This window comes from Roseateles sp. (assembly GCF_039595295.1).
GTDB lineage: Bacteria > Pseudomonadota > Gammaproteobacteria > Burkholderiales > Burkholderiaceae_C > Roseateles.
Genome location: NZ_JBCNLU010000023.1, coordinates 43,745 through 68,266 on the forward strand (window position 1 = coordinate 43,745; position 24,522 = coordinate 68,266).

Below are 24,522 nucleotides of genomic sequence, written 5' to 3' on the forward strand. Positions count from 1 at the left end.
ATGGATAGGATCGCAATTCTCATCCCTGCGATGGAGGATGACGACCCCCCGCCCAATGCCCTCATCCGGTTCGCGTCTATGCATGCGCGGCGCGCGCATGAGCGCCGCTCAAAAAGGTCGCCCGAAATCCCAGTTCAAGCCCAGCGACCACCAGTCCTCGCGCGGCGTCGTGCCGGTGGCGCGCGCCCGCGCCCGGCTGAGGTCGAGGGAAAGCTTCTCGCCGAGGAAGCGCCGCAGTCCCACGCGCGCCAGCGGGCGCTGACCGTCGTGGAAGACTTCGGCCAATCCTTGCCACTCGGGCACGGGCTGCCATTCGACGGCGACGCCGCGTTGCCAGCGGTCCGGCGATCCCGCGCGCAGCGCGCGGCCGACGTTCAGGTGGACGGCCAGATCGTGGCGAGGCGCCCAGCTGACCGGGATCACCAGCAGCGCTTGCCGCTTGGGGGCCAGGCTTTGCCAGCCGACGGCGGCGGCCGCGCCGATGCTCCATGTCGGCGACAGCGCCTTCGCCCATTTCACTTGAGCCGCATGCGGATGCAGCGTGGGCGAATCGGTGGCGGTGCCGCGGTCCAGGCTCACGCCGAGCTCGACGGCCGCGATCCGACAGGCGCCTCCGGCATGCTGCAGACGGCGGCGCTGCTGATGGGCGTGCTCGACCCACAGCTCCAGGGTGCATTGATCGGGATCGAGGATGGCCGCGTCGTCCACCGCGTGGTGGCCGCCGGCCGCATGGCAATGGCTGGACAGCAACAGGCCGGCGAGCAGCGCGACCAAGACCGTCGGGATGGCGAGCATGAGGATCTCCTGGGGCGAGTGTCGCGCGTGCCGTGGACGCGGTGATGACAGCACCGTTCCGGCTATCGGGTCGATTGAGTGCTTCACTTGCCGTTGCCTGAACGGCGGTCCTAGACTCGGCCGGCCATCGTAGCCAGCGGACAGTCTCGGCGCCTGAGCATTCAGGCTCAGGTTCCCCACAAACGATCCCGAGGAGACCGACATGTCAGGTGAAATGAAGTGCCCCGTCACGGGCGTTCCCCGCAAGCACACCAGCGCGGGCGGCAAGGGCAACCGCGACTGGTGGCCCGATCAGCTCAATCTCTCCATCCTGCATCTGCACTCGGCGCGCGCCAACCCGATGGGCGAGCAGTTCAAGTACGCCAAGGAGTTCCTGACCCTGGATCTGGACGCCGTCGTCAAGGACTTGCACGCGTTGATGACGGACTCGCAGGACTGGTGGCCGGCGGATTACGGGCACTACGGCCCGTTCTTCATCCGCATGGCCTGGCATTCGGCCGGCACCTATCGCATCCAGGACGGACGCGGCGGCGCGGGCACCGGCTCGCAGCGCTTCGCGCCGCTCAACAGCTGGCCGGACAACGGCAACCTCGACAAGGCCCGCCGACTGCTGTGGCCGATCAAGCAGAAGTACGGGCGCAAGCTGTCGTGGGCCGATCTCATGATCCTGGCGGGCAACATCGCGCTGGAGTCCATGGGCTTCAAGACGCTGGGCTTCGCCGGCGGCCGCGCCGACGTGTGGGAGCCTGAGACCGACATCTACTGGGGCCCGGAGACCACCTGGCTCGGCGACGAACGCTATGCGGGCGACCGCGATCTGGCGAATCCGCTGGCGGCGGTGCAGATGGGGTTGATCTACGTGAATCCGGAAGGACCGAACGGCAATCCCGATCCGGCCGCGTCGGGTCGCGACATCCGCGAGACCTTCCGCCGCATGGCCATGAATGACGAAGAGACGGTGGCGCTGGTCGCCGGTGGGCACACCTTCGGCAAGTGCCACGGCGCGGGCGACCCGGCGCAGGTCGGGCTGATGCCCGAGGGCGCGGCGCTGGAGGAGCAGGGGCTGGGCTGGAAGAACGCTTTCGGCGACGGCATGGGCGTGTACACGATCACCAGCGGCATCGAGGGCGCCTGGACGCCCACGCCCACGACCTGGGACATGAGCTACTTCGAGACCCTGTTCGGCCACGAATGGGAGCTGACCAAGAGCCCGGCCGGCGCGCATCAATGGACGCCCAAGGGCGGTGCCGGCGCGGGCACGGTGCCGGACGCGCACGACAAGACCAAGCGTCACGCGCCGATGATGACGACGGCCGACCTGGCGCTGCGCGTCGATCCGGCCTACGAGAAGATCTCACGCCGCTACATGAAGGATCCGCAGGCCTTTGCCGACGCCTTCGCCCGCGCGTGGTTCAAGCTGACCCACCGCGACATGGGCCCGCATGCGCGCTACCTAGGCAAGCTCGCGCCCAAGGACGTGATGATCTGGCAAGACCCGGTACCGCCGGTCGATCATCCGCTGGTCGACGATCAGGACGTGATCGCGCTCAAGGCCAAGATCCTGGCGAGCGGGCTGAGCATCTCGCAGCTGGTGACGACGGCCTGGGCGTCGGCGTCGACCTTCCGCGGCGGGGACAAGCGGGGCGGCGCGAACGGCGCGCGCATCCGGCTCGCGCCGCAGAAGGAATGGAAGGTGAATCAGCCGGCGGAGCTCGAGAAGGTGCTGAGCCGGCTGGAGACGCTGCGGCAGGAGTTCAATGCCGGGCTGGGCGGCGGCAAGAAGATTTCGCTGGCGGATCTGATCGTGCTGGCGGGCGGCGCGGGCGTCGAGGCGGCGGCGAAGAAGGCCGGCATCGCGCTGACGGTGCCGTTCTCGCCGGGCCGCACGGATGCGTCGCAGGAGCAGACGGACGTCGAGTCCTTCGCGGTGCTGGAGCCGATGGCGGATGGTTTCCGCAACTACATCCGGCCGGACCTGGTGGACTCGGCGGCGGAGCTGCTGATCGACAAGGCGCAGCTGCTCACGTTGAGCGCGCCGGAGATGACCGCGCTGATCGGCGGACTGCGGGTGCTGGGTGCCAACTTCGGGCAGTCGACGCATGGCGTGTTCACGACGACGCCGGAGACGCTGAACAACGACTTCTTCGTCAACCTGCTGGACATGCGGACCCGATGGCAGCGGGCGGCGGAGCCGGGCGTGCTCGAAGGCCGAGATCGGACCAGCGGTGAGCTGAAGTGGACGGGGACGGCGGTGGATCTGGTGTTCGGCTCCAACGCGCAGCTGCGCGCGCTGGCCGAGGTCTATGCGTCCAGCGACGGCAAGGAGGTCTTCGCCCGGGACTTCGTCAAGGCGTGGACCAAGGTGATGAATCTGGATCGGTATGACTTGCTTTGAGCCTTGGGGGCGGGGCGAGCCTGAGGTGTAGGCAAATTGGCTACGGTGTAGGCGGATTGCCTACGCTGTAGCCCGATTGCCTACAATGTAGGCAGATTGCCTACGCCTTCAGCAAGCCCGCCATGAATGAATCCCAACTGACCGAAGTCTTCGGCAGCATCGGCCGCTTCCGTGTGCTGCGAGCGCTCTTCGCCGAGCCGGCTCGTGGTTTCGGTCAGCGCGAGTTGGCGGCGGAGGCGGGGACCGACGTGGGCAGCGTGGCCCGTTGGTTGCGGCGGTGGGTCGCGGCAGGGTTGGTCTCGCGGCGGCAGCAGGATGGATTGCCTCGCTATCAAGCGAGTCCCGATCCATCGCTCGCGCCGCTGGTGGCGCTGATGCAGCAGGACAGCCGGCTCGTTGAGACATTGAAGGAGGCGCTGCAGCCCTTGAAGGGGGTACAGGTCGCTTTCGTTTTCGGCTCGGTCGCGCGCGGTGAAGCGGGTGCCGACAGTGACATCGACGTCCTCGTGCTGGGAAGTTTGTCGGAACTCAAGGTGAACGTTGCTTTGAAGCCCGCGGCTCGCGCGCTCGGCCGCGAGGTGCATGCGACGGCCTCTACGATTTCCGCCTTTCAGGAACAGCTTCGTGGCGGGGAGAGCTTCGCGCAAGACATCGCGCGAGGGCCGCGAATACCCTTGATGGGGGATTTCGATGCCGAAGTCATTTCAGGAGCTGGCGGCCCGGCCTGAGGCGCCTCTGAAGCCGCTGGCGGTCAATGCGCGAGACGTGGTGCAGTGGCTCAACCAGGCGCAAGCCAAGTTGCAGGACGCGCGCCACCCGGCGATCTCCAATGGCACGCGCATGGACGCGGCATGGGATGCGGTGCTGCTGTCCTGCATGGCCGTCGCGTGCGCCGAGGGGTGGCGCATCACGAGTGATCGAGGTCACCACGCGGTGGCGTTGGAAGGCGCGGCGCACGAGCTGGCGATCGGCGAGCGCCGCTTCGATGAACTGGACATTCTTCGCGACTGGCGCAACCGGAAGTACCGGCCCGGCTACATGGTCGAAGGCGATGAACTGAGCGAGGCGCTGGAGTGGGTCGCGCCCTTTCTTGCGGACGTCGCGACCTGGTTTGATCGGAAGCATCGCGCGCTCATCCAACGTGGGCTGGCGCGCTGAGCCGGGGTCACTTGGGCGATATACGTTTCGTTCCATCTCCCCTGCCCCTTCATTCCTAAGATGCCGGAATGAACCGATTCCCCAAGCCGTCGAGCGCGCCTCGCCTGCCGCTCGATGCCGTGATGTTGCTGGTGCTGGTCCTGGCCGCCTGTGGCGGCGGGGGCGGAGACGCGCCTCCCGTGGCAACGACGCCCACGACACCGACCACCCCGACCACTCCCACGACCCCGACCAATCCGACCACGCCGCCTGCCGTCGTCGGCACTTGCGACCTGCCCAACTTCCAGCAGGACCTGCTGACTCGTATCAATGCGTTGCGGGCAGCGGGCGCAAGCTGTGGGAGTTCCGGGACCTTCCCTCCCACCACGGCGCTGAGCTGGAACATCAATCTGACCAACGCCGCCGATGCGCACGCGCTGGACATGGCGACGAAGAATTACTTCAGCCATGACAGCCAGGACGGGCGCTCGTTTGCCGATCGCATCACCGCCGCCGGCTACAGCTGGAGCGCGGCCGGCGAGAACATCGCCGCCGGGCAACCCACCGTCGAATCGGTGATGAGCGCGTGGATCAACAGCCCCGGGCATTGCGCGAATCTGATGTCGGCGAGCTATGTCCATGTGGGTGTCGCGTGCCGACCGGCTGCGTCGACGTCGAACTCGTACTCTAGGTATTGGGTCATGGACCTCGCGAAGCCGCGCTGAGGCTGACATGCGTCGCTGCTCAGCCCCTTGCAGCGAAGCCGCGCTGAGGCTGCCATGCGTCGTTGCTCAGCCCCTTGCATAGCGCTGCTATGCGGCGGGACCTCGCGCCTAGCCTGGCAACCTCAGCGCGACTTCGCGGCGATTAGGCCGCCTGCTTTGGGCGCCGCACGGCGCGCAATTTCCCCGTCTGTCCCCCGCCGCAGTAGAACAAGCCCGCGCCATCCGACTCCAAACCGCTGACACCCATGTGGGCGGGCATGCTCAGCCGCTCCAGCACCGCGCCATCCTTCGGGTCGACGCGACGCAACTCGCTCTCGTCGCCCTCCCAGGTGGCGTGCCAGAGCTGCCCGTCCACCCAGGTCACGCCCGTGACGAAACGGTTGGACTCGATGGTGCGGCGCACGTCGCCGGTCTCCGGATCGATCTGGACGATCTTGCGGTCGCGGTACTGCCCGACCCACAGACTGCCCTCGGCCCAGGTCAGCCCCGAGCTTCCATGTCCGGAGTCCGACGGCGCGGGAATCGAGCCGATCACCCGACCCGTCGCCGGATCGATCTTGTTGATGCGCGACTCCGCGATCTGATAGAGATGCCGGCCATCGAAAGCCGTGCCCGCATCCGCCACGCAAGGCAGCGTGCGCACGACCTCGCCGGTCGGCGGATCGATGGCCAACAGCCCCAACGCCGTCGCCGCCCAGATGCGATCGCCGTCGTGGCTCACGCCATGCACCGCCGGCGCGCCGGGGTAGGGTCCGTACTCCCGCACCACCTCGGCCGCGCGCGAGGCAGGCAGTCCCATGGAAGGCGTCAGCTCCGCGCCTTGATGCGGATCGCAGGCGGCGCTCTGCGAGGTCGATTGCGAAGGCGATCCGGAGGTCGATCCCGAAGTCGATTGAGAAGTGCTCATCGTGGTCTCCTTGCGGCGGGGATGGTGGATGAAGAAGGAAGAAACCCGTCGCATGAGGGGCAATCTATCCAGCCGGCGCCGAAGCCGGGAGTAACAAGATCGTCGTGATTCCCGACAGCCCGCCCGTCATCGGCGGCGCCAGCCAGCGCTTCGCCCGCGCCTGGCCGATCGCGCGCACGAGTCCGTCCGCTTCCAGCTCTGCCAAGGCCCGTTGAACAGTCCTCTGGCTCGCGCCCATCGCGAGCGCCAGCGCCGAGGTCGACCACGCCGCGCCGTCCGCGAGCAGCGCTTGCAGCGCCGCCTGCTCGCCGTTGATGGGCGGCGCGAGCATGGTGACCGTCCGCCCCTCGTCGACACGCAGCGCGAAGCCGCGCGAGGTCGCATCGATGCTGGCGACCGGCTCGATCAGCGCGCGCAGCCGCCCGAGCTCGACCCGCAAGCGCGCGCGATGGGTCTCGTCGGGATGGCGGGTGCGGAAGGCTCGAAGGATCAGCGTCGCGCGATCGACGTCGCCCGGCCATGCCTCCGCCAGCGCCCGCGCGAGCACGAACAGCACCGGCCGCCGCGCGAGTCCCACCTCCAGCCCTTCGCCGCGAATCGCGCGACGGCAGGCATCAATGACCAGCGTCGGCGAGGCGAGCAGGTCCTCGACCTCGCCCAGGCGCAGCGGCTGCTCGACGCCGGCGTCGATGCGCCGCGCCGCGGGACGGTCGAGCAGCGCGTGCAGCTGCTCGGTCTCCGCGATCAGCGCCGCGACGCCGGTGTGGCGCGCCGCCGCCAGCGCCTGGATCAGCGCGAGTCGCGCCTCGCGGATGCGCAGCGCGCGCAGCGCCAGCTCCGCTTCCGCGAGGCTCGCCAGCGCCGCAGGCAAGGGCGGGCCGGCCGACGGATCCACCATCGGCAGCGCCCGTGACGCCTCGTCCAGGCGCCCCAGCAGAACCAGCCGCCGCACCGCGATGAGCCGCGCCTGCAGCGCGTTGATGCGGTCGTCGTGGGCGTCCAGCACCTCGGCCGCCTGGCGCAAGGCGCGCGGCGGATCGGCGAAGTCACGCATCGCCAGCGCCACCTCGGCCTCGGCGACCACGCAGCGCGCCCGTGACACGGCCTCACTCGGCCCGAAGGCCTTGACCGCCTTGCGCAGCAACTCGCGGGCGCGGGCGTGCTCGCCCAGCTGCGCCATGGCGATGCCTCGCAAGGCCAGCGCGGGCGGGTCCTCGCGCAGCGCCACGCGCTGCAAGGCGCCGAGCGCGTCGCCGGCGGCGAGAAACCGCGCGGCGGCGGTGATCAGGGCGTCCACATTAAACTCCCGGCCATGGAACTCAAGATCGTCGTCTACTCCAAGTCCGCCTGCCCGCAATGCGACACGGCGAAGATGCTGCTCAAGTCGCGCGGCATGCCCTTCCAGGAGATCCTGATCGACGACGAGGCCGAGCGCCTCGCCTTCTACGAAAAGTGCGGCCCGGCCGTGCGCCAGATGCCGCAGGTCTTCATCAACGACCAGCGCGTCGGCGGCGTTACCGGCCTGCAAGCCGCGCTCAAGCAGCTCGGCCGCTGAACCCCGCTGAGCGCTCACTAGCCTCAGCGCTCGTACAGCTCCAGCGGCAAACCGTCCGGATCGGCGAAGAACACGAAGCGCTTGCCGGTGAGCTCGTCCACCCGGACTGGCTCCACCCCGATGCCCTGCGCCTCCAGCGCCGACTTGCATGCGGCCACGTCGTCCACGACGAAGGCCAGATGCCGCAGCCCGCGCGCCTCCGGATACGAGGGCCGCGCCGGCGGATCCGGGAAGCTGAACAGCTCGATCTGCGTACCGTCGGGCAGCGCCAGGTCCAGCTTGTGGGAGCGCCGCGCCTCGCGGTAGGTCTCCGCGATCACGCGCAGCCCCAGCACCTCGACGTAGAAGCGCCGCGAGCGCCCATAGTCCGCGCAGATGATCGCCGCATGGTGCATGCCCCGCAGCATCGTTCCGGTCTCCATTCGATGGCTCTCCCACTGCCTGCCGCCGGGCCTCGACGCCTCCGGCCATGACTCCACTGCCTCGCGCCTGATCAGCGCCCTGCACGCAGCGTCTGCCGCAACGCCTCCACGTCGACCGGCTTGACCATGTGCTCGTCGAAGCCGGCCGCGCGCGTCTTCTCCCGGTCCTGTTCCTGGCCCCAGCCCGTCAGCGCGATCAGGCGCGGATGGCCGATCTCCGGCGCCATGTCGCGCAGGCGCCGCGCGACCTCATGCCCGTCCATGTCCGGCATGCCGATGTCCAGCAGCACCGCGTCCGGACGCAACACCCGCACCGTCGTCAGCGCCGTCGCCCCGTCGTAGGCCACCTCGACCTCCGCGCCCATCAGCCGCAGCAGCTCCGCCGTCGTGTCGGCCGCATCGCGGTTGTCGTCGACCAGCAGCAGCCGCGCGGACAGCGGCGCGTCGTCCAGCGCGGTCTCGCGTTCGACCACCTCGGGCGCCGCGATCTCCGGCAGACGCAGCTGGAATCGGCTGCCCAGCCCCAGCCCCTCGCTCGCCGCGCTGAGCTGGCCGCCATGCAGCCGCGCCAGCGTCTGCGCCAGGCTCAGCCCGATGCCCAGCCCGCCCTGCGAGCGGCTGTGCGAGCGGTCCAGCTGCGAGAACAGCTCGAACAGCCGAGGCAATTGCTCCGCCGCGATGCCGATGCCGTTGTCGGTGACGGTGAGCACGGCTTCGCCGCCCTCGCGCGACAGGCTGACGTCAATCAGCCCGCCCGCGTCGGTGTAGCGCGCCGCGTTGTTGAGCAGATTCACCAGCAGCTGCGTCAGCCGCACCGGATCGCCGCGCACCCAGGGCGCCGGACCGTCGAAGCGCAGCGTCAGCCGATGGCGCTCGCGATCGATCAGCGGGCGGCTGCTCTCGACCGCCGCATCGACGATGTCGCGCAGGCTGACCGCCTCGTGCCGCAGCGTGATCAGGCCGCGGCTGATGCGCGAAACCTCGATCAGGTCGTCGACCAGTCGCACCATGTGGTTGACTTGGCGCTCCATCAGCTCGCGGATGTCAGCGAAGCGCCCCTCCCGATCGGCTGCGCCGAGCAGGTGCACCGCGTTGCGGATGGGGGCCAGCGGATTGCGCAGCTCATGCGCCAGCGTGGCCAGGAACTCGTCCTTGCGGCGGTCCGAGCGCAGCAGCCGCTCTTCGCGGTCCTGCAGCGCGCGTTCGCCGCGGGCGCGCTCCACCGCCACTCGCGTGCGATGCGCCACCTCGCGGATCAGGCCGATGTCATCGGCGCTCCAGGCGCGCGGGTGATCGTCGTGCACGAACAGCAGCGCCACCAGCCGGCCCTGCTCCACCACCGGGACGTTGACCAGCGTTCGCACGCTCACCTCGTCGAAGCGCTCGCGGTGATCGCGGGTGAGCGGATCTTCGTGGACATCGGCGATCGCGACCACCTCGTCGCGCTTGAGCACGTCCACGAAGTCGCCGTAGTCGCGCAGCCGGTGCTCGCCGGACACGCTCGCGCCGGCGCCGCGCACCCAGTCGCGGTCGATGCGCACGACCTCGGCCTCGTGATCGACGCTGCAGTAGCCGGCGCGGCTGGCGCCCAGCATCATTCCCAGCATCTGGGCCGACGCATGACCGATCGCGCCGGGATCGCGGACCTCGCGCAGCCGCTCGCTCAGGCCGGCCATCGCGGCGCGGCGCTGCTCGCCGCGCACCCGCGCGGTCACGTCCACGCCCTCGACGAAGATGTGCGTCACCGCGCCGCTGTCGTCGCGGATCGGCTGATAGACGAAATCCAGGAAATGCTCTTCCGGCTGCCCGCCGGTATCGGCCGAGAACAGCGCCGATTGCGCCGTGTAGGCGCGGCCCGTCTCGTAGACCGAATCGAGCAGCTTCACGTAGCCCTGTGCGGCAGCGTCGGGCAGGGCCTCCGATACGGTGCGGCCCAGCAGGTCGCGCCCGCCGACCAGGCGCTGATACGCCGGGTTGAGGCTCTCGAAGCGGTGCTCGGGGCCGGCCAGCACGGCCATGAAGCTGGGGGCCTGCTCGAAGAGCTGCATCAGCCGCTCCCGCTCGCCGCGCACGCGGCGCTCGGCGGCGACCTTGGCGGTGGTCTCCACCACGATGGCCATCACGCCCGCCGGATGCCCCTGGTCATCGAGCATCGGGGAGTAATCGAGGTTCAGCCAGGCCGATTCGGCGCGGCCGTGGCGATCCAACACCAGTTCCTGATCCTCGTAATGCAGCGTGCCGCCGGCCAGCCCGACTTTCATGACATGGGCGTTGAAGTCGGCCACCTCGGGCCACCCCTCAAGGACGTTGCTGCCCAGCAGCCGCGGATGCCGCGTGCCGGCGAAGACGCCGTAGGCGTCGTTGTAGATCATGACGCCGCTGGGGCCCCAGAGCATCACGATCGGCACCTGCGAGCGCAGCATCAGCGCGGTGGCGTGGCGGATGTGCTCCGGCCAGCCGGCCAGCGGGCCCAGCGGCGTGCGGCTCCAGTCCAGCGCGGCGATCAGGCGGGCCATCTCGCCGCCGCCGGAGAGGAAGGCAGGCTGGGCGCTTGCGTCGGAAGAGTCGGCCACGGAGGCTCCGCGAATCGAGGATCCGCGAGTATCCGTCCTGGCGCGGGTCCGGCCCGCCGGTGTCAATCCGCGGCGGAGGCGGTCGGGGCCGAGTCGATGTCGCCGAGACCGCCGACGTAGCGATAGGCGGGGTAGCCGGATGTCGCGCCGGCTTCCAGGTCCAGCTGATACGCGTGGACGTGGACCGCCTCGCCGCCGTCTTCGAACTGGCAATGGCCGCCGACGGTCGCGCCCGCGGCGTTGCGGCGCTCGATGTCCTCGGCGTCGTCGTGCATGTCGGCGTTGACCCAGACGTACTCCAGCCCTTCGCCACCACGCGCGGCGGCTGTCGAGCGCACCGCATGGCCGCGCAGCATCGGCGTCATCAGCGCGACACAGCGGTCCATCTGCGCGGTCTCCTCAGGCGACAGCTGGGGGCCGCGATAGGCGACGCCCACATCGGGCGCGACGGACATGCCGCCCAGGCTCAGCTCCGGCGCTTCGGAGCAGCCGCCCAGCAGACCGGCACCCGCGCCGGCCAGCAGCGCCGCTCCGGCGAAGCGGACGACAGAGGCGAGCGGGCGGTGGTGCGGATGGCGTTGGGACATGGGGACTTCCTGAATCAAGGCGTGACCGTACCGGACGGGGCGACATCGCGCTGGCTCGGGGTTGTTGGGCGCAAGGCGCACGCGTTGAGTGCGCGTGTCGGAGTGCGTCAGCTTTGACAACGCAATTTACGGGAGGGTAAGAAGCGCTGCCTGCGCCTCATGCATCATTCGCACAATGACTCCTGCATCTTTACCGGGCCGTGCCGCGCGCGCTCCGGCGCTCACCGCGCTGCTGCTGAGCCTGGCGCTTGCCGGTTGCGTGAACCTCGCCCCTGACTACACCCGACCCGCGCCCGCCGTGCCGCGGGCCGACGCCTCGACAACGAACATCGCGACCGATCCGGCAAGGCCTGGCACCTCGGCGCTCAGTGCGTCCGATGCCGCTCAGGTGCTGCCGGACTGGCGTGCCGTGTTCCTTGACGAGCGCCTGCGCGGTACGGTCGAGCTCGCGCTGCGGGAGAACCGCGATCTGCGCATCGCGGCCCTGCAGATCGAACAGGCCCGCGCCGTCTTCCGCCAGACCGACGCCCAGCGCCTGCCCGCGCTGAACGCCTCGGCCGGCGCGAGCCGCTCGGGCACCGCTGGCGCGGTGACGCAGCAAGTCTCGCTGCAGCTCGCGCTGTCCAGTTACGAGCTCGACTTCTTCGGTCGCGTGCGCAATCTGAGCGACTCGGCCGCGCAGGCGCTGTTCTCGCGCGAGGAGTCGCGGCGCAGCACGCAGATCAGCCTGGTCTCCGAGACCGCCGCCGCCTGGCTCACCTGGGCCGCCGACCTGGAGCGCCAGCGGCTCGCGCAGGAGACCCTCGCCAGCCGTGAACGCAGCCTCGCGCTGACGCGCCGCCGGCATGAGCTGGGCGCTATCTCGGGCCTGGTGCTCTCGCAGGCCGAGACCGCCGTCGAGAGCGCTCGCGCCGAGACCGTCGTCTGGCCGACCACGCTGGCGCAGGATCGCCACGCGCTGGAGCTGCTGCTCGGCGCCGCGTTGCCGGCATCGCTGGAGCCGCGCGCGGCGGACGCCTCGGGCACGCTGAGCCAGCTCGTGGAATTGCCCGCCGGCGTGCCGTCCTCGGTGCTGCAGCGCCGTCCCGACGTGCTGGCCGCCGAGCACGCGCTGATCGCATCCCACGCCGACATCGGCGCCGCGCGCGCCGCCCGCTTCCCGAGCATCAGCCTGACGGCTTCGGCCGGCACGGGCAGCCGCGCGCTGTCGGGATTGTTTGATGCGGGCTCGGGGAGCTGGAGCTTCGGCCCGTCGGTGTCGCTGCCGATCTTCGACGGCGGATCGCGTGCCGCGGCGGTGCGGCAAGCCGAGGCCAGCCGTGACATCGCGCTCGCGACCTACGACAAGACCATCCAGACAGCGTTCCGCGAGGTCGCCGATGCCTTGGCCGAGCGCGCCACGCTGGCGGACCGGCTGGCGGCGCAGCGCGCGCTGCTGGCCGCGACCGAACGTCAGCTGCGGCTGGCCGAGGCGCAGTACCGCGTCGGCAGCACGACGCAGCTGGACTTGCTGGATGCGCAGCGCTCGCTGCTGAGCGCGCAGCAGTCGCTGATCGCGTTGCGGCTGAGCGAGCTGCTCAACCGGGTGACGCTCTACAAGGTGCTGGGCGGCGGCTGGCAGGACATCGCGACCGCCGTGGCCGCTGCGCCGACGACCGCCGCGACGACGACCGCGCCGAACGCCGCGACCACCGTCGCGCCGAAGGCGGCGACGAACGCGGCGACGAACTGAACGATTCGAGGGAGATCCGATGAAGAAGTGGTTGAAGCCCGGCCGGCTGGCGCTGGTCGCGGTGATCGTCATCGCCGCGGTGATCGCCGCGCGGGCGATCTGGTTCCGTCCGCCGCCCCCGCCGCAGGTCACGACCGCGGCCGTCGAGCGCGGCGACATCGAAGATTCGGTGCTGGCCACCGGCACGATCAACGCCTACAAGCTGGTGAGCGTCGGCGCCCGCGCCACCGGCGAGGTGAAGCGCTTGGCCGTGGCGCTCGGCGACAAGGTCAAGGAAGGCCAGCTGATTGCCGAGATCGACGCCCTCACTCAGCAGAACGCCTTGCGCGACGCGCAGGCCTCGCTGCGCAGCGCCGAGGCGCTGCTCGCGTCGCGCAAGGCGACGCTGGCGCAGGCCGAGCTCAGCGCCAAGCGCCAGCGCGCGCTGGAAGCCGCCGACGCCGGCGCCCGCGCCGATCTGGAGACCGCCGAGGCGGCGCTCAACACCGCGCGCGCCGATGTCGACTCGCAGGCCGCGATGGTCGCGCAGTCCCGCATCAACGTGGACACGGCGCAGGTGAACCTGGGTTACGCCCGCGTGGTCGCGCCGATGGACGGCACGGTCGTGGCCATCGTGACCGAGCAGGGGCAGACGGTGAACGCGGCGCAGACGGCGCCGACCATCATCAAGCTGGCGCGCCTGGACACGATGACCATCAAGGCCAAGATCTCCGAGGCCGACGTGCCGCGAGTGAAACCCGGCATGCCGGTGTACTTCGCGCTGCTGGGCTCGCCGGACCGCCGCATCGAGGCCTCGCTGCGCGCGGTCGAGCCGGGCGACACGACGCTGGCGGACACCAGCGCCACCAGCACTACCAGCGCCTCGACCAGCAGCACCAGCGCGATCTACTACAACGGCATCTTCGACGTGCCCAATCCCGACGGCACGCTGCGCATCAACATGACCGCGCAGACGACCATCGTGTTGGCGCGCGCCAAGGGCGTGCTGACGCTGCCCTCGACCGCGCTGGGCAAGAAGGACCCCAAGGGCCAGTACGCGGTGCGCGTGCTCGCCGCCGACGGCCGCATCGAGGACCGGCTGGTCCGCGTCGGCATGAACAACCGCGTGCGCGCCGAGGTGCTGGACGGTCTGCGTGAGGGCGAGCGCGTCGTCACCAGCCAGGCCACGGCCGGCGCCGCCAACGCGCAGATGGGCCAGCGCCGCGGCCCGCCTCCGGGCTGAGCGATGGCGGCACTGCTTGAACTGCGCGGCCTGGTCCGCGAATTCCCTGCCGGTGAAGGCGTGGTCGCCGTGCTGCGCGACGTCGACCTGACGATCGAGGCCGGCGAGATGGTCGCCATCATCGGCCCGTCGGGTTCCGGCAAGTCGACGCTGATGAACATCCTGGGCTGCCTGGACCGGCCCACGCGCGGCAGCTACCGCGTCGCCGGCCAGGAGACCGGCGCGATGGGGCCCGACGAACTCGCCCGCCTGCGGCGCGAGCACTTCGGATTCATCTTCCAGCGCTACCAGCTGCTCGGCGACCTCGACGCTATCGGCAACGTGGAGATCCCGGCGATCTACGCGGGCTCGGCGGCGGAGCGCCGTCATGAGCGCGCGCGTCAGCTGCTGGGCCGGTTGGGCCTGGACGAGCGTCTGCATCACCGGCCGGGTCAGCTGTCCGGCGGTCAGCAGCAGCGCGTGTCGATCGCGCGGGCGCTGATGAACGGCGGCGACGTGATCCTGGCCGACGAGCCGACCGGCGCGCTCGATCAGGCCAGCGGGCGCGAGGTGATGAAGATCCTCGAGGAGCTGCATGCCGACGGGCACACCATCATCCTCGTGACCCACGACGCGCAGGTCGCGGCGCACGCGCAGCGCGTGATCGAGATCAGCGACGGGCGCATCGTCGCGGACCGTCGGCGGCCCGACGCGACGCCGCCGGCCACGCTGGCCAAGCCGGAAACGGCGGCCGCGGGCACCGGCCTGATCGCGGGCTGGGCGGCGGTGCTGGGGCGGGTGGGCGAGGCCACGCGCATGGCGCTGCGCGCGATGGCGGCGCACCGGCTGCGCACGCTCCTGACGATGCTGGGCATCATCATCGGCATCGCCTCGGTGGTGTCGGTGGTGGGACTGGGGCAAGGCACGCGCGAGAAGGTGCTGGCCGACATCAGCGCCATGGGCACCAACACCATCGACATCATGCCGGGCGAGGGCTTCGGCGACCGACGCGCGGCGGCGGTGCGCACCTTGCGCGCGGCAGATGCGACCGCGCTGTCGCAGCTGGAGTACGTGGACAGCGTGACGCCGTCGGTGAGCGTCAGCGCGGGGCTGCGCTATCGCAACGTGGACGTCAGCGCCTCCATCACCGGCGTGGGCGAGCAGTTCTTCCGCGTGCGCGGCTACGAGTTCGCGCAGGGCCAGGCCTTCAATGCGGAATCGGTGCGGCTGCAGGAGCAGGTCGCGGTGATCGACGACAACGCGCGCAAGACGCTGTTCCCCAACGGGGAGGCGGCGCTGGGCGAGGTGATCCTGCTGGGCACGGTGCCGGTGCGCATCGTCGGCGTGACCGCGAAGAAGGAGAGCGCCTTCGGCAATGACGAGTCCAACAGCATCTGGCTGCCCTACACGACGGCGATGAGCCGGCTCACCGGCCAGGACTATCTGGCGCGGGTGACGGTGCGGGTCAGCGACGCGGTGCCCAACGCGGCGGCGGAGGAGGGGGTGCGCGCCTTGCTGACGCACCGGCATGGGAAGACCGACTTCTTCATGATGAACACCGACAGCATCCGCAAGACGGTGGAGCAGACGACGGGGACGATCACGCTGCTGATCTCGTCGATCGCGCTGATTTCGCTGGTCGTGGGCGGGATCGGGGTGATGAACATCATGCTGGTGTCGGTGACCGAGCGCACCGGCGAGATCGGCGTGCGCATGGCCGTGGGCGCGCGCCAGGGCGACATCCTGCGGCAGTTCCTGATCGAGGCCGTGCTGGTCTGCCTGATCGGCGGCGGGCTGGGCGTGGCGCTGGCGGTCGGCGCGAGCCTGCTGGTCGACCACTTCGCGGCGGGGACGGGCTTCCGCATGGTCATCTCGACGACGGCGATCGCGGGCGCGTTCTGCGTGTCGTCGCTGATCGGCGTGGTCTTCGGGTTCCTGCCAGCGCGCAATGCGGCAAGGCTGGATCCGGTGGAGGCCTTGGCCAGGCCTTGAGGTCGGGTGGCACGGAGCGGGCGTCGGACCTGGCGCCCGAACCCGGTGCCCGAACTCTGTGCCCGAACCCGGTGCCGTGCGGGGCCAGGTCTTGCTGGGGCGGACGGTGATCGGGTTGGCGAATCGGTTCCCCGGGCTGTCGGGCGGCCAAGCAGTTCGTCATCGTGCGGATGCAATTCGTCGGAGGCGGGGAGCGAGGGGGTGTGGCGCCTCTAGACTCCGCTCCCATCTGAAACCAACGAGGGAGTCCCCCATGATCATCCGTACTGCTGCCGTGATGCTGGCTGTCGCTGCCACCGCCCTGACCACGGGTTGCGTGATCGCGCCGAATTCGAGCGAGACCAACGCGCAGCGCGCCGAGGATGTCCGCAAGATGAGCGAGCAGGCCACCACGACCTGCGGCGCCGGCTTCGTCAAGGAAGTGAACGCGAAGAGCTTCACCTGCAAGTGAGGGGCGGCTTCCAGCTCGCCTGAACGCTCGGTCCACCCCCTCGCCCGCTTGCGGGAGAGGGCAGGGGAGAGGGTCTTCGGGCTCTTGGTCGCGTGGCCTTCGAAGAGAAGACCCTCTCCCCCACCCTCTCCCGCAAGCGGGAGAGGGGGCAAGACGGCGGCACCGCAGGCGGGAGAGGGAGCAAGAGGGCGAGGGAGCAATCCGGCCACGGTCAAGGGGCATCTGTCCAGCACTCGCCCTCCGAAATGGCGCAGGGCTGACGAGGCGATACCGACTGCGCGATCATCGCGACTCGTCCACCGAGTCAGGATTCGCGCCATGTCGACCGCCGCTCCCTTCGCCCCCTTCTTCCTCGGTACTCGCCTGCCGCTGATCCAGGCGCCCATGGCCGGCGTCCAAGGCGCTCGACTCGCCGTCGCCGTGAGCGAAGCCGGCGGCCTCGGCTCGCTTCCCGCGGCCATGCTCTCTCCGGACCAGCTCCGCACCGAGCTCCAAGCCCTGCGCGACGACACGACCAAGCCCTTCAACGTCAACTTCTTCGCCCACACGCCCCCGGTGCCCGACGACGCCCGCGAGGCCCGTTGGCGTGACCGCCTCGGCCCCTACTACGCCGAGTTCGGCATCGACCCCACGCAGATCAAGCCGGGGCCCGGCCGCGCGCCGTTCTCCCCCGAAATCGCCGATCTGGTCGAGCCCTTCGCCCCTCCCGTGGTCAGCTTCCACTTCGGCCTGCCGCCCGCGGACCTGATCGCCCGCGTCAAGGGCTGGGGCAGCAAGGTGCTGGGCAATGCGACCACGGTCGACGAGGCCCTCTGGCTGGAACAGCACGGCGCGGACGCGATCATCGCCCAGGGCTGGGAGGCGGGCGGTCATCGCGGCCACTTCCTCAGCCACGACCTGACGCGTCAGCCGGGCACCTTCGCGCTGCTGCCGCAGATCGTGCGTGCCGTGAAGGTGCCGGTGATCGCGGCCGGCGGCATCGCCGATGTCTGCGGCATTCGCGCGGCGCTCGCGCTCGGCGCGTCGGCGGTGCAACTGGGCACCGCCTTCCTGTTGGCGGAGGAGGCCACCACCAGCGCTCATCATCGTGCGGCGTTGCGCGAACCGGCCGGTCGGCACACGGCGGTGACCAACCTTTTCACCGGTCGTCCGGCGCGCGGCATTGTCAACCGCCTCATGCGCGAGATCGGTCCGCTGAGCGAGGACGCGCCCGAGTTTCCGCTGGCGACGGCCGGTCTTGCGCCGTTGCGCGCGAAGGTCGAATCGCAGGGCAGCGGCGAGTTCTCGTCGATGTGGGCCGGCCAGAACTTCTCCGCCGTGCGCGAAGCGCCGGCCGCGACCATCGTCGCGGAGCTGTCCGTGGCGTTCTGAAGCGCGCGCGCTATCCCGTGCCGGAGCCCGTCAGGGCAGGGCGGCGCCGCGCGCCGCTTCGTAGAGCGCGTACCACTCCGGCCGGCTGAGCGTCACCCGCAGCGCATCGCCGCAGGCGCGAATGCGCGCCGGATTGGCGCTGCCGATGACCGGCTGAATGCGCGCCGGATGCTTCATCAACCAGGCCAGCAAGATGCCCTCCGTGCTCACCCCGTGCTTCTGCGCGAGCTGATGCACCAGCGCGCGTCCCGCCTCATCGGCCGGGTCCTGCGCGGTGTCCCCGCTGAAGCGGCCACGCGCAAGCGCGGCCCAGGCCTGCAGCTGGATGCCGTGCTGCTGGCAATGCTCCAGCGTACCGGCCCAGGCGAGCGCCCCCGGACGTGCACCGGCCTGGCGGTCGTTGAAGCAGGTGCCGGCGTCGATCGGTTCCAGGTGGCCGAGACCCAACTCCAACTGATTCACCACCAGCGGCTGATCCAGCGCGCGGCCCAGCCAGGCCATCTGACCGGCGTTCATGTTGGACACGCCCAGATGCGAGACCTTGCCCGCGGCGCGCAGGCGCTGGAAGGCCTCGGCGATCTCGTCGGGCTGCATCAGCGGATCGGGGCGGTGCAGCAACAGGATGTCCAGCTTCTCGGTGCCCAGACGGCGCAGGCTGGCCTCGACCGCTTGCACGATGTAGCCGCCGGACAGGTCGTAGCGTTTGCCGCCCTCGTCGTCGGCGAAGCGGATGCCGCATTTGCTCTGCAGCACGATGCGATCGCGCAGCGAGGGCATGCGGCGGAAGAGCGCGCCGAAGACCGACTCGGCCTTGCCGAAGGTGTAGATGTCGGCGTGATCGAAGAGCGTGACGCCGATCTCGAGCGCGGCTTCCGTGGCGGCCTGCGCGTGGTCGACGTCGGCCTCGGTCCACGGGTTGTGGTCCCAGTGACCGCCCAGGCCCATGCAGCCGTAAGCGAGCGGGCTGGCGGTCGGGACGTGCTGCTGCAAGGGGAGGGCGTGGCGCATGGCGGGACCTGGGGCGAGCTTGTAATGGACGAACGCGCCAATGAAGGCGCGAGGGAAAGGGCATCGCGGGAGCGCGAGGAGCGGCATTGTGACGCGGCGGGAGGGCTCCGCGTTTCAAGCGGGTTTCATTCGCCAGCGACCGCAGTCAGGCGGCGCCGGGCCGCACGGTTACGCGCCAGGCGCGCTGAAGTCAGCCAGCCTTCTTACCCCCTCGCCCGCTTGCGGGAGAGGGCAGGGGAGAGGGTCTTTCGCACGAGCTGCGCACCCCTTCACGCCCGTCGCCCTCGTGCCCCGTACGGCAGAGCCGCCCGCTCTGTGCGCCGGGCCACAATCGCGGGCAGCCACGCCGTCCATGAAATCCGCCCGATCTCCGCATTCCCCCGTGCTCCGTCCCGTCGCCCTGGCGCTTGCGCTGGCGACCGCCCTGTCGTCGGTGGAGCTCGCGGTGGCGGTGACGAGTCCGCTGACCGCCGCCGCGTCCGGCAAGCCGGCGCCCGCATCCAGCGCCTCCAGCGCGTTCAGCGCTTCCGCCGCCACGGCGACGTCCGCATCGGCCCCCCCTGCCGCCCGCGCCGCTTCCGACGCCTTCGCCGATCTGCGCGACCCGGTCCGCGCGGTCAGCCAGTACAAGATCGATCTCTGGCAGACCGAGCAGGGGCTGCCGCTCAACACGGTCCAGGCCTTGCTGCAGACGCGCGACGGCGGGCTGTGGGTCGGCACCGCCGGCGGACTGGCGCGATTCGACGGCCGCCGCTTCATCGGCTTCGACACCGCGCAGACGCCCGAGGTCGCCTCGCAGCCGGTCTTCGGCCTGATGGAGGACCGCGCCGGCCGGCTCTGGATCGGCCATCCCGCCGGCGCCGTCGTCTATGAGAACGGTCGTTTCAAGCCGGCGATCACCAAGGAACAGTCCGGAGGACGTCGCATCTGGTCCTTCGCGCAGGATGCGGACGGCAGTGTCTGGGCGGCCGGCGAGGCCGGGCTGTTCCACATCCGCGACGGCCAGGTCCGGGTTCTGCGCGAGGCCGACGGCCTGCCCAGCGTCAAGCTGCGCGCGCTGACCTTCGACAAGGCGGGCACGCTCTGGATTGCCACCACCGGCGCGGGCCTCGTGGCCATGCCGCCCGGCGGCGGCTTCAAGGTCTTCAATCCGTCCAACGGCTTCCCGCATCTGCAGGTGCGGCAGGTGCTGGCCGATCCGGCCGGCGGCATCTGGGCCGCCACCGCCGGCGGCGGCCTGGTCCGCATGCAGGGCGTGGATCATCCGGAGCCGCGCGTCTACACCACCGCCGACGGCCTGCCCACCGACCACCTCACCGCGCTGGCCCGCGATGCCCGTGGCGATCTCTGGATCGGCAGCTGGGGCGGCGGCGTCAGCCGCTTGCGCGACGGCCGCTTCAGCACGGTCTCCACCGGCAGCGGACTGGCGGGCAGTCAGATCTGGACGATGGCCGCCGATCGTGAGGGCAGCGTCTGGGTCGGCACCTGGGTCGACGGCCTGAACCGGCTGCGCAATCGCGCCTTCACCGTACTGGGCACGCCCGAGGGCCTGAGCCACGACAATGTGCGCTCGGTGCTGATGGCGCGTGACGGCGGCGTCTGGGTCGCCACCTCCGGCGGCGGGCTGGACCGGCTCAAGGATGGCCGCATCACCGTGCTGGGCAAGACCGACGGCCTGCCCACCGAAGAGATTTCCACCCTGCACGAGACCCGCGACGGCACGCTCTGGATCGGCACCTACACCGCCGGCGTCGCGCGCCTGGGCCGCGACGGCCGCATCGAGGTCTTCGGCGCTGACGCCGGCCTGCCCGGCAACGAGGTGCGCGCGATCCGCGAGGACCGCGACGGCACGCTCTGGGTCGGCACCCGGACCGGCCTGGCGCGCTTCGACGGTCAGCGTTTCGAAGCCGTGAAGGCGCCCGGCCTGCCCGCCGAGGGCGTGGCCGCCATCCTGCAGGATCGCAGCGGCACGCTGTGGTTCGGCACCACCGGACAGGGCCTGGTGCGCTGGCGCGACGGCGCCGCGACCACCTTCACCACCGCCGACGGCCTGGTGTCCAACTGGATCATGACGCTGAGCGAGGACGCCCGCGGCGCGCTCTGGATCGGCACGAACGGCGAGGGCATCAACCGCCTCAAGGACGGCCGCATCGGCGCGGTGCGTCCGCGCGACGGGCTGTGGGACGGGCTGTCGCAGGTGCTGATCGAGGATCAGGCCGGCCAGTTCTGGATCACCTGCAACCGCGGCTTCTATCGCGTCTCGCGAGCCGACCTCGAGGCGTTCCTGGACGGCAAGCTCGAGCGCGTGCGCTCCGTCGGCTTCGGTCCCGGCGACGCGCTGCGCGCCACCAGCTTCGCCGGCGGCCTGCAATCGGCCGGCGCCATCGACGCGCAGGGCCGGGTGTGGCTGCCGTCCTCGGGCGGCCTGGTCATCGTGGATCCGGCGCGTCTGCCCGGCGGCGGCGATCCGCCCGTCCCGCGCATCGAGCAGCTCAAGGTCGACGGCGAACTCCACGCCCTGGACGGCCAGGCGCTCGCGCTGCCGCCCGGTCCGGTCGCGCTGACGCTGACGCTCGCGGCCTCCACGCTGCGCGAGGCTGACCGTGTCCGCTTCCGCTTCCAGATGGAAGGCCTGACCCGCGGCTGGACTGAGGTCGGCGCCGATCGCGAGCTCACCTTCCCCGCGCTGCAGCACGGCCATTACCGGCTGCGGCTGGAGGCCTCGCTGGACGGCGTGCGCTGGCGCGAGGCGGGCACGCCGCTCGAGCTCAGCGTGCAGCCGCGTTTCCACCAGACCGGCTGGTTCCAGCTGCTGGCCGCGGCGCTGGCCATCGGCCTCTTCGCCGGTCTGGTGAGCTGGCGCACCCGCCTGATGCGACGTCGTCAGGCCGAGATGGAGCAGCTGGTGGCCCAGCGCACCGAGGAGCTGCGCTTGGCCAACGAGCATTTGCGCCAGCTGTCCTTCCTGGACGCCGTGACCGGGCTGGCCAACCGGCGCCGCTTCAACGAGGCGGCCGCCGAGGAGTGGCGCCGCGCGCGCCGCAGCGGCGCCTCCCTGGGTCTGGTGCTGGCCGACGTCGACGCCTTCAAGCGCTACAACGACCAGATGGGCCATCTGAAGGGCGACGAGGCGTTGGCCGCCGTGGGCGCCGTGTTCGCCGCCTCCGTCGGCCGGGCCGGCGACCTGGCCGCGCGTTACGGCGGCGAGGAATTCGTCGTCCTGCTGCCCGGCGCCGACCGTGCCGCCGCGGCCGATGTCGCCGAGCACATCCGCGCCGGCATCGAGGCCCTGGGCCTTCCGCATCCGTCCTCGCCGGCCGCGCCGGTGCTGACGATCAGCCTGGGCGTGGCCGCCTGTGTGCCCTCGGACGAGCGCACGCTGGAGAGCCTCATCGCCCAGGCGGACGATGCGCTGTACGCCGCCAAGCGCGAGGGCCGCAACCGGGTCCGCTGACGCTGGTGATGCGCCGGCGCGGCCGGTCGCCACACTCGGGCGCAGGGAAATTCATTCCCGCGACACCGCCGCCGGTGTACAACCGCGAACACCGCCTTGCCCCGTGTTCATCGAGTCTGTCACCGACCATGCAGATCCTTCGTCACCACCTGGGCCGCACCTACGTCGTCGACGCCGCCGGCCCGAGCACCGGGCCCTGGCATGGGCGCTTCGTCGTCAAGGGAGAGGAGGACGGCAACCACCCGGGCGCGACCTCCTGGCACGATCTCTCCGACGATTTCGCGTCCGCGGACGAGGCGACGGCCCATGCCGACGCGGTGGCACGGCAGTACATCGCCACATTTGCAGAACAAGCGTGAGAAGAACGCGGCGTTCGCGGCTCTCGCGACGACCGCTTCCCGCTGAAGGAGGAGGGAGCGGCGCTTGCCCGCCCGACTCCGCCCGCGTCGAATCATGTCGGCCCCTGGCCGGACCGCCTCTTGCCCGCCTCCGCTGTCGTGATTCTGGTGATCCGTGTGATCCGTGAGCATTCAGGGAGAACAACATGTCGTCGCTGTCCAATTTCAGGATAGGCACGCGGCTGGCCGCCGCATTCGCCGTCGTCATCGCGTTGTTGCTGATCGTGCTGGCCGTCGCCGTGTCGGTGCTCAACCGCACCAGCGACACCATGGACCGCATCGTCGATGACCGCTATGCGCAGATCTCGCTGAGCGACGACATCAAGAATGTCGGCGACCAGGGCGTGATCGTCATCGGCCGGCTGCTGTTGAGCACCGATGCGGCCCAGGCCAAGCGCTACATGGACGACTACGCCAAGGTGCGAGCCGCCAACACCGAGAACTTCGCCAAGTTCGAGAAGATGCTCAACACCGAGCAGGGCAAGGCGATCTTCGCGGAACAGTCGGAGGCCCGAAAGACCTATGGCGCGGCGGTGCGCAAGGTCTTCGAGCTGGTCGCCGCCGGCCAGCGCGAGGCCGCGATGGCCGTCTACCAGGGCGACATGGCGCGCGAGCAGCTGCGCTACTACGCGCTGATCGACAAGATGGTCGACTACCAGAACCAGGCGATGAGCGATGACGTCGCCCATGCCAAGGAGGATGCGCGGCGGTCCAAGCTGTGGATGGGCGTGGTGGCGGCGATCGCGGTGGTGCTGGGCGTGGGGACGGCGATCAGCATCACGCGCTCGCTGACGCAGCGCATCAACGGCGTGATCGAGCTGGCGGAGGATGTCGCCAAGGGCGACCTGACGCCGCACACGCTGCCCGAGAGCCGCGACGAGATCGGTCGTCTGATCGGGGCCCTGCAGCACATGCTGAGCAGCCTGCATCAGATCGTGTCCAAGGTGCGGCATGGCGCGGACACGATCTCGGCCGCGGCGCGCGAGGTGGCGCAGGGCAATGCCGACCTGTCGGCGCGCACGGAGGCGCAGGCGAGCGCGCTGCAGCAGACGGCGTCCGCGATGGAGCAGCTGACCGCTGCGGTGCGCATGAGCGCGGACAACGCGGATCAGGCCAAGCTCTCGGCGGCCTCGGCTTCGCAGGTGGCCGGCGCGGGCGGCAAGGCGGTGAGCGAGGTGGTGGCGACGATGAGCTCGATCTCCGCGTCCTCTCAGCGCATCGGCGAGATCATCGGGACGATCGACGGGATCGCGTTCCAGACCAACATCCTGGCGTTGAACGCGGCGGTGGAGGCGGCGCGGGCCGGCGAGCATGGACGCGGTTTCGCGGTGGTGGCCTCGGAGGTGCGCGCGCTGGCGCAGCGCTCGGCGGGCGCGGCCAAGGAGATCAAGTCGCTGATCGACGCGTCGACGGAGCAGGTGGGGGCCGGCAGCCGGCTGGTGGAGCAGGCGGGCGCGACGATGTCGCAGGTGGTGACGGGCATCCAGCAGGTCAGCGGGGTGGTGGCGGAGATCAGCGCGTCGAGCCGTGAGCAGAGCATGGGCATCGAGCAGGTCAATGCGGCCATCATGCAGATGGACGACACCACGCAGAAGAACGCGGCAATGGTGGAGCAGAGCACGGCGTCGGCGAAGGCTTTGCAGGATGAGGCGATGCAGCTGAACAACGCGGTGAGGGCGTTTGTGTTGTGAGGGGGCGGAAGACCCTCTCCCCCGCCCTCTCCCGCAAGCGGGCGAGGGGGCATTTGGCTCGCTGTCAAACGTGAACTTCGCGCTGTGGGTACTCCCTCTCCCGCGGGGCGGGAGAGGGCGGGGGAGAG

At 70.3% G+C, this 24,522-nt stretch carries 20 protein-coding genes; 13 read left to right on the plus strand and 7 right to left on the minus strand.

Going from position 1 to position 24,522, the window contains the following annotated elements; all coding sequences use genetic code 11:
• Positions 1–108: 108 nt before the first annotated feature.
• Positions 109–795, minus strand: coding sequence for a hypothetical protein (locus tag ABDW59_RS16660; protein WP_343631050.1), 687 nt, complete (start codon positions 793–795; stop codon positions 109–111).
• A 202-nt stretch (positions 796–997) separates the two neighbouring features.
• Here ABDW59_RS16660 and katG point away from each other — a divergent pair, with 202 nt between their 5' ends.
• From katG to ABDW59_RS16680, 4 genes are all read left to right on the plus strand, one after another.
• Entirely contained in the window at positions 998–3,190 is a 2,193-nt protein-coding gene (katG, locus tag ABDW59_RS16665) for a catalase/peroxidase HPI (RefSeq protein WP_343631052.1), read from the plus strand.
• 122 nt (positions 3,191–3,312) lie between these two features.
• Positions 3,313–3,918, plus strand: coding sequence for a nucleotidyltransferase domain-containing protein (locus ABDW59_RS16670; protein WP_343631054.1), 606 nt, complete (start codon positions 3,313–3,315; stop codon positions 3,916–3,918).
• The gene (locus ABDW59_RS16675) at positions 3,881–4,348 is read left to right on the plus strand and encodes a hypothetical protein (RefSeq protein WP_343631056.1); all 468 of its coding nucleotides are present in this window, start codon (positions 3,881–3,883) and stop codon (positions 4,346–4,348) included. The genes ABDW59_RS16670 and ABDW59_RS16675 overlap by 38 nt, the downstream gene beginning before the upstream one ends.
• A 68-nt stretch (positions 4,349–4,416) precedes the next feature.
• Positions 4,417–5,052 (plus strand): CAP domain-containing protein, encoded by a 636-nt coding sequence (locus ABDW59_RS16680; RefSeq protein WP_343631058.1) that lies wholly within the window; start codon positions 4,417–4,419, stop codon positions 5,050–5,052.
• A 142-nt stretch (positions 5,053–5,194) separates the two neighbouring features.
• Here the strand turns inward: ABDW59_RS16680 and ABDW59_RS16685 are convergent, their stop codons facing one another.
• Both ABDW59_RS16685 and ABDW59_RS16690 read right to left on the minus strand, forming a co-directional pair.
• The gene (locus ABDW59_RS16685) at positions 5,195–5,851 is read right to left on the minus strand and encodes a hypothetical protein (protein ID WP_343631123.1); all 657 of its coding nucleotides are present in this window, start codon (positions 5,849–5,851) and stop codon (positions 5,195–5,197) included.
• 172 nt (positions 5,852–6,023) lie between these two features.
• Entirely contained in the window at positions 6,024–7,256 is a 1,233-nt protein-coding gene (locus ABDW59_RS16690; protein WP_343631060.1) for a helix-turn-helix domain-containing protein, read from the minus strand.
• 15 nt (positions 7,257–7,271) lie between these two features.
• Here ABDW59_RS16690 and ABDW59_RS16695 point away from each other — a divergent pair, with 15 nt between their 5' ends.
• Entirely contained in the window at positions 7,272–7,514 is a 243-nt protein-coding gene (locus ABDW59_RS16695; protein ID WP_343631062.1) for a glutaredoxin, read from the plus strand.
• A 23-nt stretch (positions 7,515–7,537) separates the two neighbouring features.
• Here ABDW59_RS16695 and ABDW59_RS16700 read toward each other — a convergent pair whose 3' ends face one another.
• The 3 genes from ABDW59_RS16700 to ABDW59_RS16710 all read right to left on the minus strand — a co-directional run bounded on the left by ABDW59_RS16700 (position 7,538) and on the right by ABDW59_RS16710 (position 11,096).
• Positions 7,538–7,921, minus strand: coding sequence for a VOC family protein (locus ABDW59_RS16700; RefSeq protein ID WP_343631125.1), 384 nt, complete (start codon positions 7,919–7,921; stop codon positions 7,538–7,540).
• 86 nt (positions 7,922–8,007) lie between these two features.
• Positions 8,008–10,509: an ATP-binding protein gene (locus ABDW59_RS16705; protein WP_343631064.1), complete on the minus strand. Its 2,502-nt coding sequence runs from the start codon at positions 10,507–10,509 to the stop codon at positions 8,008–8,010.
• A gap of 62 nt (positions 10,510–10,571) precedes the next feature.
• Entirely contained in the window at positions 10,572–11,096 is a 525-nt protein-coding gene (locus ABDW59_RS16710) for a hypothetical protein (RefSeq protein WP_343631066.1), read from the minus strand.
• Positions 11,097–11,271: 175 nt separating this feature from the next.
• Between ABDW59_RS16710 and ABDW59_RS16715 the strand changes: the two genes are divergently transcribed.
• The 5 genes from ABDW59_RS16715 (at position 11,272) to ABDW59_RS16735 (ending at position 17,843) form a co-directional block, all read left to right on the plus strand.
• Positions 11,272–12,828, plus strand: coding sequence for an efflux transporter outer membrane subunit (locus ABDW59_RS16715; RefSeq protein WP_343631068.1), 1,557 nt, complete (start codon positions 11,272–11,274; stop codon positions 12,826–12,828).
• Between the two features lie 19 nt (positions 12,829–12,847).
• The gene (locus tag ABDW59_RS16720; RefSeq protein ID WP_343631070.1) at positions 12,848–14,050 is read left to right on the plus strand and encodes an efflux RND transporter periplasmic adaptor subunit; all 1,203 of its coding nucleotides are present in this window, start codon (positions 12,848–12,850) and stop codon (positions 14,048–14,050) included.
• 3 nt (positions 14,051–14,053) lie between these two features.
• Positions 14,054–16,021 (plus strand): MacB family efflux pump subunit, encoded by a 1,968-nt coding sequence (locus ABDW59_RS16725; RefSeq protein ID WP_343631072.1) that lies wholly within the window; start codon positions 14,054–14,056, stop codon positions 16,019–16,021.
• A gap of 253 nt (positions 16,022–16,274) precedes the next feature.
• Positions 16,275–16,472: a hypothetical protein gene (locus ABDW59_RS16730; RefSeq protein WP_343631074.1), complete on the plus strand. Its 198-nt coding sequence runs from the start codon at positions 16,275–16,277 to the stop codon at positions 16,470–16,472.
• Between the two features lie 318 nt (positions 16,473–16,790).
• Entirely contained in the window at positions 16,791–17,843 is a 1,053-nt protein-coding gene (locus ABDW59_RS16735; protein ID WP_343631076.1) for a nitronate monooxygenase, read from the plus strand.
• Positions 17,844–17,873: 30 nt separating this feature from the next.
• On the opposite strand, the gene ABDW59_RS16740 is transcribed toward ABDW59_RS16735, so the two are convergent.
• Positions 17,874–18,851, minus strand: coding sequence for an aldo/keto reductase (locus tag ABDW59_RS16740; RefSeq protein ID WP_343631078.1), 978 nt, complete (start codon positions 18,849–18,851; stop codon positions 17,874–17,876).
• A 382-nt stretch (positions 18,852–19,233) separates the two neighbouring features.
• On the opposite strand from ABDW59_RS16740, the gene ABDW59_RS16745 reads away from it, so the two are divergent.
• The 3 genes from ABDW59_RS16745 (at position 19,234) to ABDW59_RS16755 (ending at position 24,394) form a co-directional block, all read left to right on the plus strand.
• The gene (locus tag ABDW59_RS16745; protein WP_343631080.1) at positions 19,234–22,305 is read left to right on the plus strand and encodes a two-component regulator propeller domain-containing protein; all 3,072 of its coding nucleotides are present in this window, start codon (positions 19,234–19,236) and stop codon (positions 22,303–22,305) included.
• A gap of 128 nt (positions 22,306–22,433) precedes the next feature.
• Entirely contained in the window at positions 22,434–22,664 is a 231-nt protein-coding gene (locus ABDW59_RS16750; protein ID WP_343631082.1) for a hypothetical protein, read from the plus strand.
• A 185-nt stretch (positions 22,665–22,849) separates the two neighbouring features.
• On the plus strand, positions 22,850–24,394 hold the full coding sequence (locus tag ABDW59_RS16755) for a methyl-accepting chemotaxis protein (RefSeq protein WP_343631084.1): 1,545 nt from the start codon (positions 22,850–22,852) through the stop codon (positions 24,392–24,394).
• Positions 24,395–24,522 lie beyond the last annotated feature (128 nt).

Bases quoted from the DNA above. Each gene is read 5' to 3' on its own strand.
- ABDW59_RS16660 (WP_343631050.1), bottom strand. From the start codon at position 795: ATGCTCGCCATCCCGACGGTCTTGGTCGCGCTGCTCGCCGGCCTGTTG.
- katG (WP_343631052.1), top strand. From the start codon at position 998: ATGTCAGGTGAAATGAAGTGCCCCGTCACGGGCGTTCCCCGCAAGCAC.
- ABDW59_RS16670 (WP_343631054.1), top strand. From the start codon at position 3,313: ATGAATGAATCCCAACTGACCGAAGTCTTCGGCAGCATCGGCCGCTTC.
- ABDW59_RS16675 (WP_343631056.1), top strand. From the start codon at position 3,881: ATGCCGAAGTCATTTCAGGAGCTGGCGGCCCGGCCTGAGGCGCCTCTG.
- ABDW59_RS16680 (WP_343631058.1), top strand. From the start codon at position 4,417: ATGAACCGATTCCCCAAGCCGTCGAGCGCGCCTCGCCTGCCGCTCGAT.
- ABDW59_RS16685 (WP_343631123.1), bottom strand. From the start codon at position 5,851: ATGGGACTGCCTGCCTCGCGCGCGGCCGAGGTGGTGCGGGAGTACGGA.
- ABDW59_RS16695 (WP_343631062.1), top strand. From the start codon at position 7,272: ATGGAACTCAAGATCGTCGTCTACTCCAAGTCCGCCTGCCCGCAATGC.
- ABDW59_RS16700 (WP_343631125.1), bottom strand. From the start codon at position 7,921: ATGCTGCGGGGCATGCACCATGCGGCGATCATCTGCGCGGACTATGGG.
- ABDW59_RS16710 (WP_343631066.1), bottom strand. From the start codon at position 11,096: ATGTCCCAACGCCATCCGCACCACCGCCCGCTCGCCTCTGTCGTCCGC.
- ABDW59_RS16715 (WP_343631068.1), top strand. From the start codon at position 11,272: ATGACTCCTGCATCTTTACCGGGCCGTGCCGCGCGCGCTCCGGCGCTC.
- ABDW59_RS16720 (WP_343631070.1), top strand. From the start codon at position 12,848: ATGAAGAAGTGGTTGAAGCCCGGCCGGCTGGCGCTGGTCGCGGTGATC.
- ABDW59_RS16725 (WP_343631072.1), top strand. From the start codon at position 14,054: ATGGCGGCACTGCTTGAACTGCGCGGCCTGGTCCGCGAATTCCCTGCC.
- ABDW59_RS16730 (WP_343631074.1), top strand. From the start codon at position 16,275: ATGATCATCCGTACTGCTGCCGTGATGCTGGCTGTCGCTGCCACCGCC.
- ABDW59_RS16735 (WP_343631076.1), top strand. From the start codon at position 16,791: ATGTCGACCGCCGCTCCCTTCGCCCCCTTCTTCCTCGGTACTCGCCTG.
- ABDW59_RS16740 (WP_343631078.1), bottom strand. From the start codon at position 18,851: ATGCGCCACGCCCTCCCCTTGCAGCAGCACGTCCCGACCGCCAGCCCG.
- ABDW59_RS16750 (WP_343631082.1), top strand. From the start codon at position 22,434: ATGCAGATCCTTCGTCACCACCTGGGCCGCACCTACGTCGTCGACGCC.
- ABDW59_RS16755 (WP_343631084.1), top strand. From the start codon at position 22,850: ATGTCGTCGCTGTCCAATTTCAGGATAGGCACGCGGCTGGCCGCCGCA.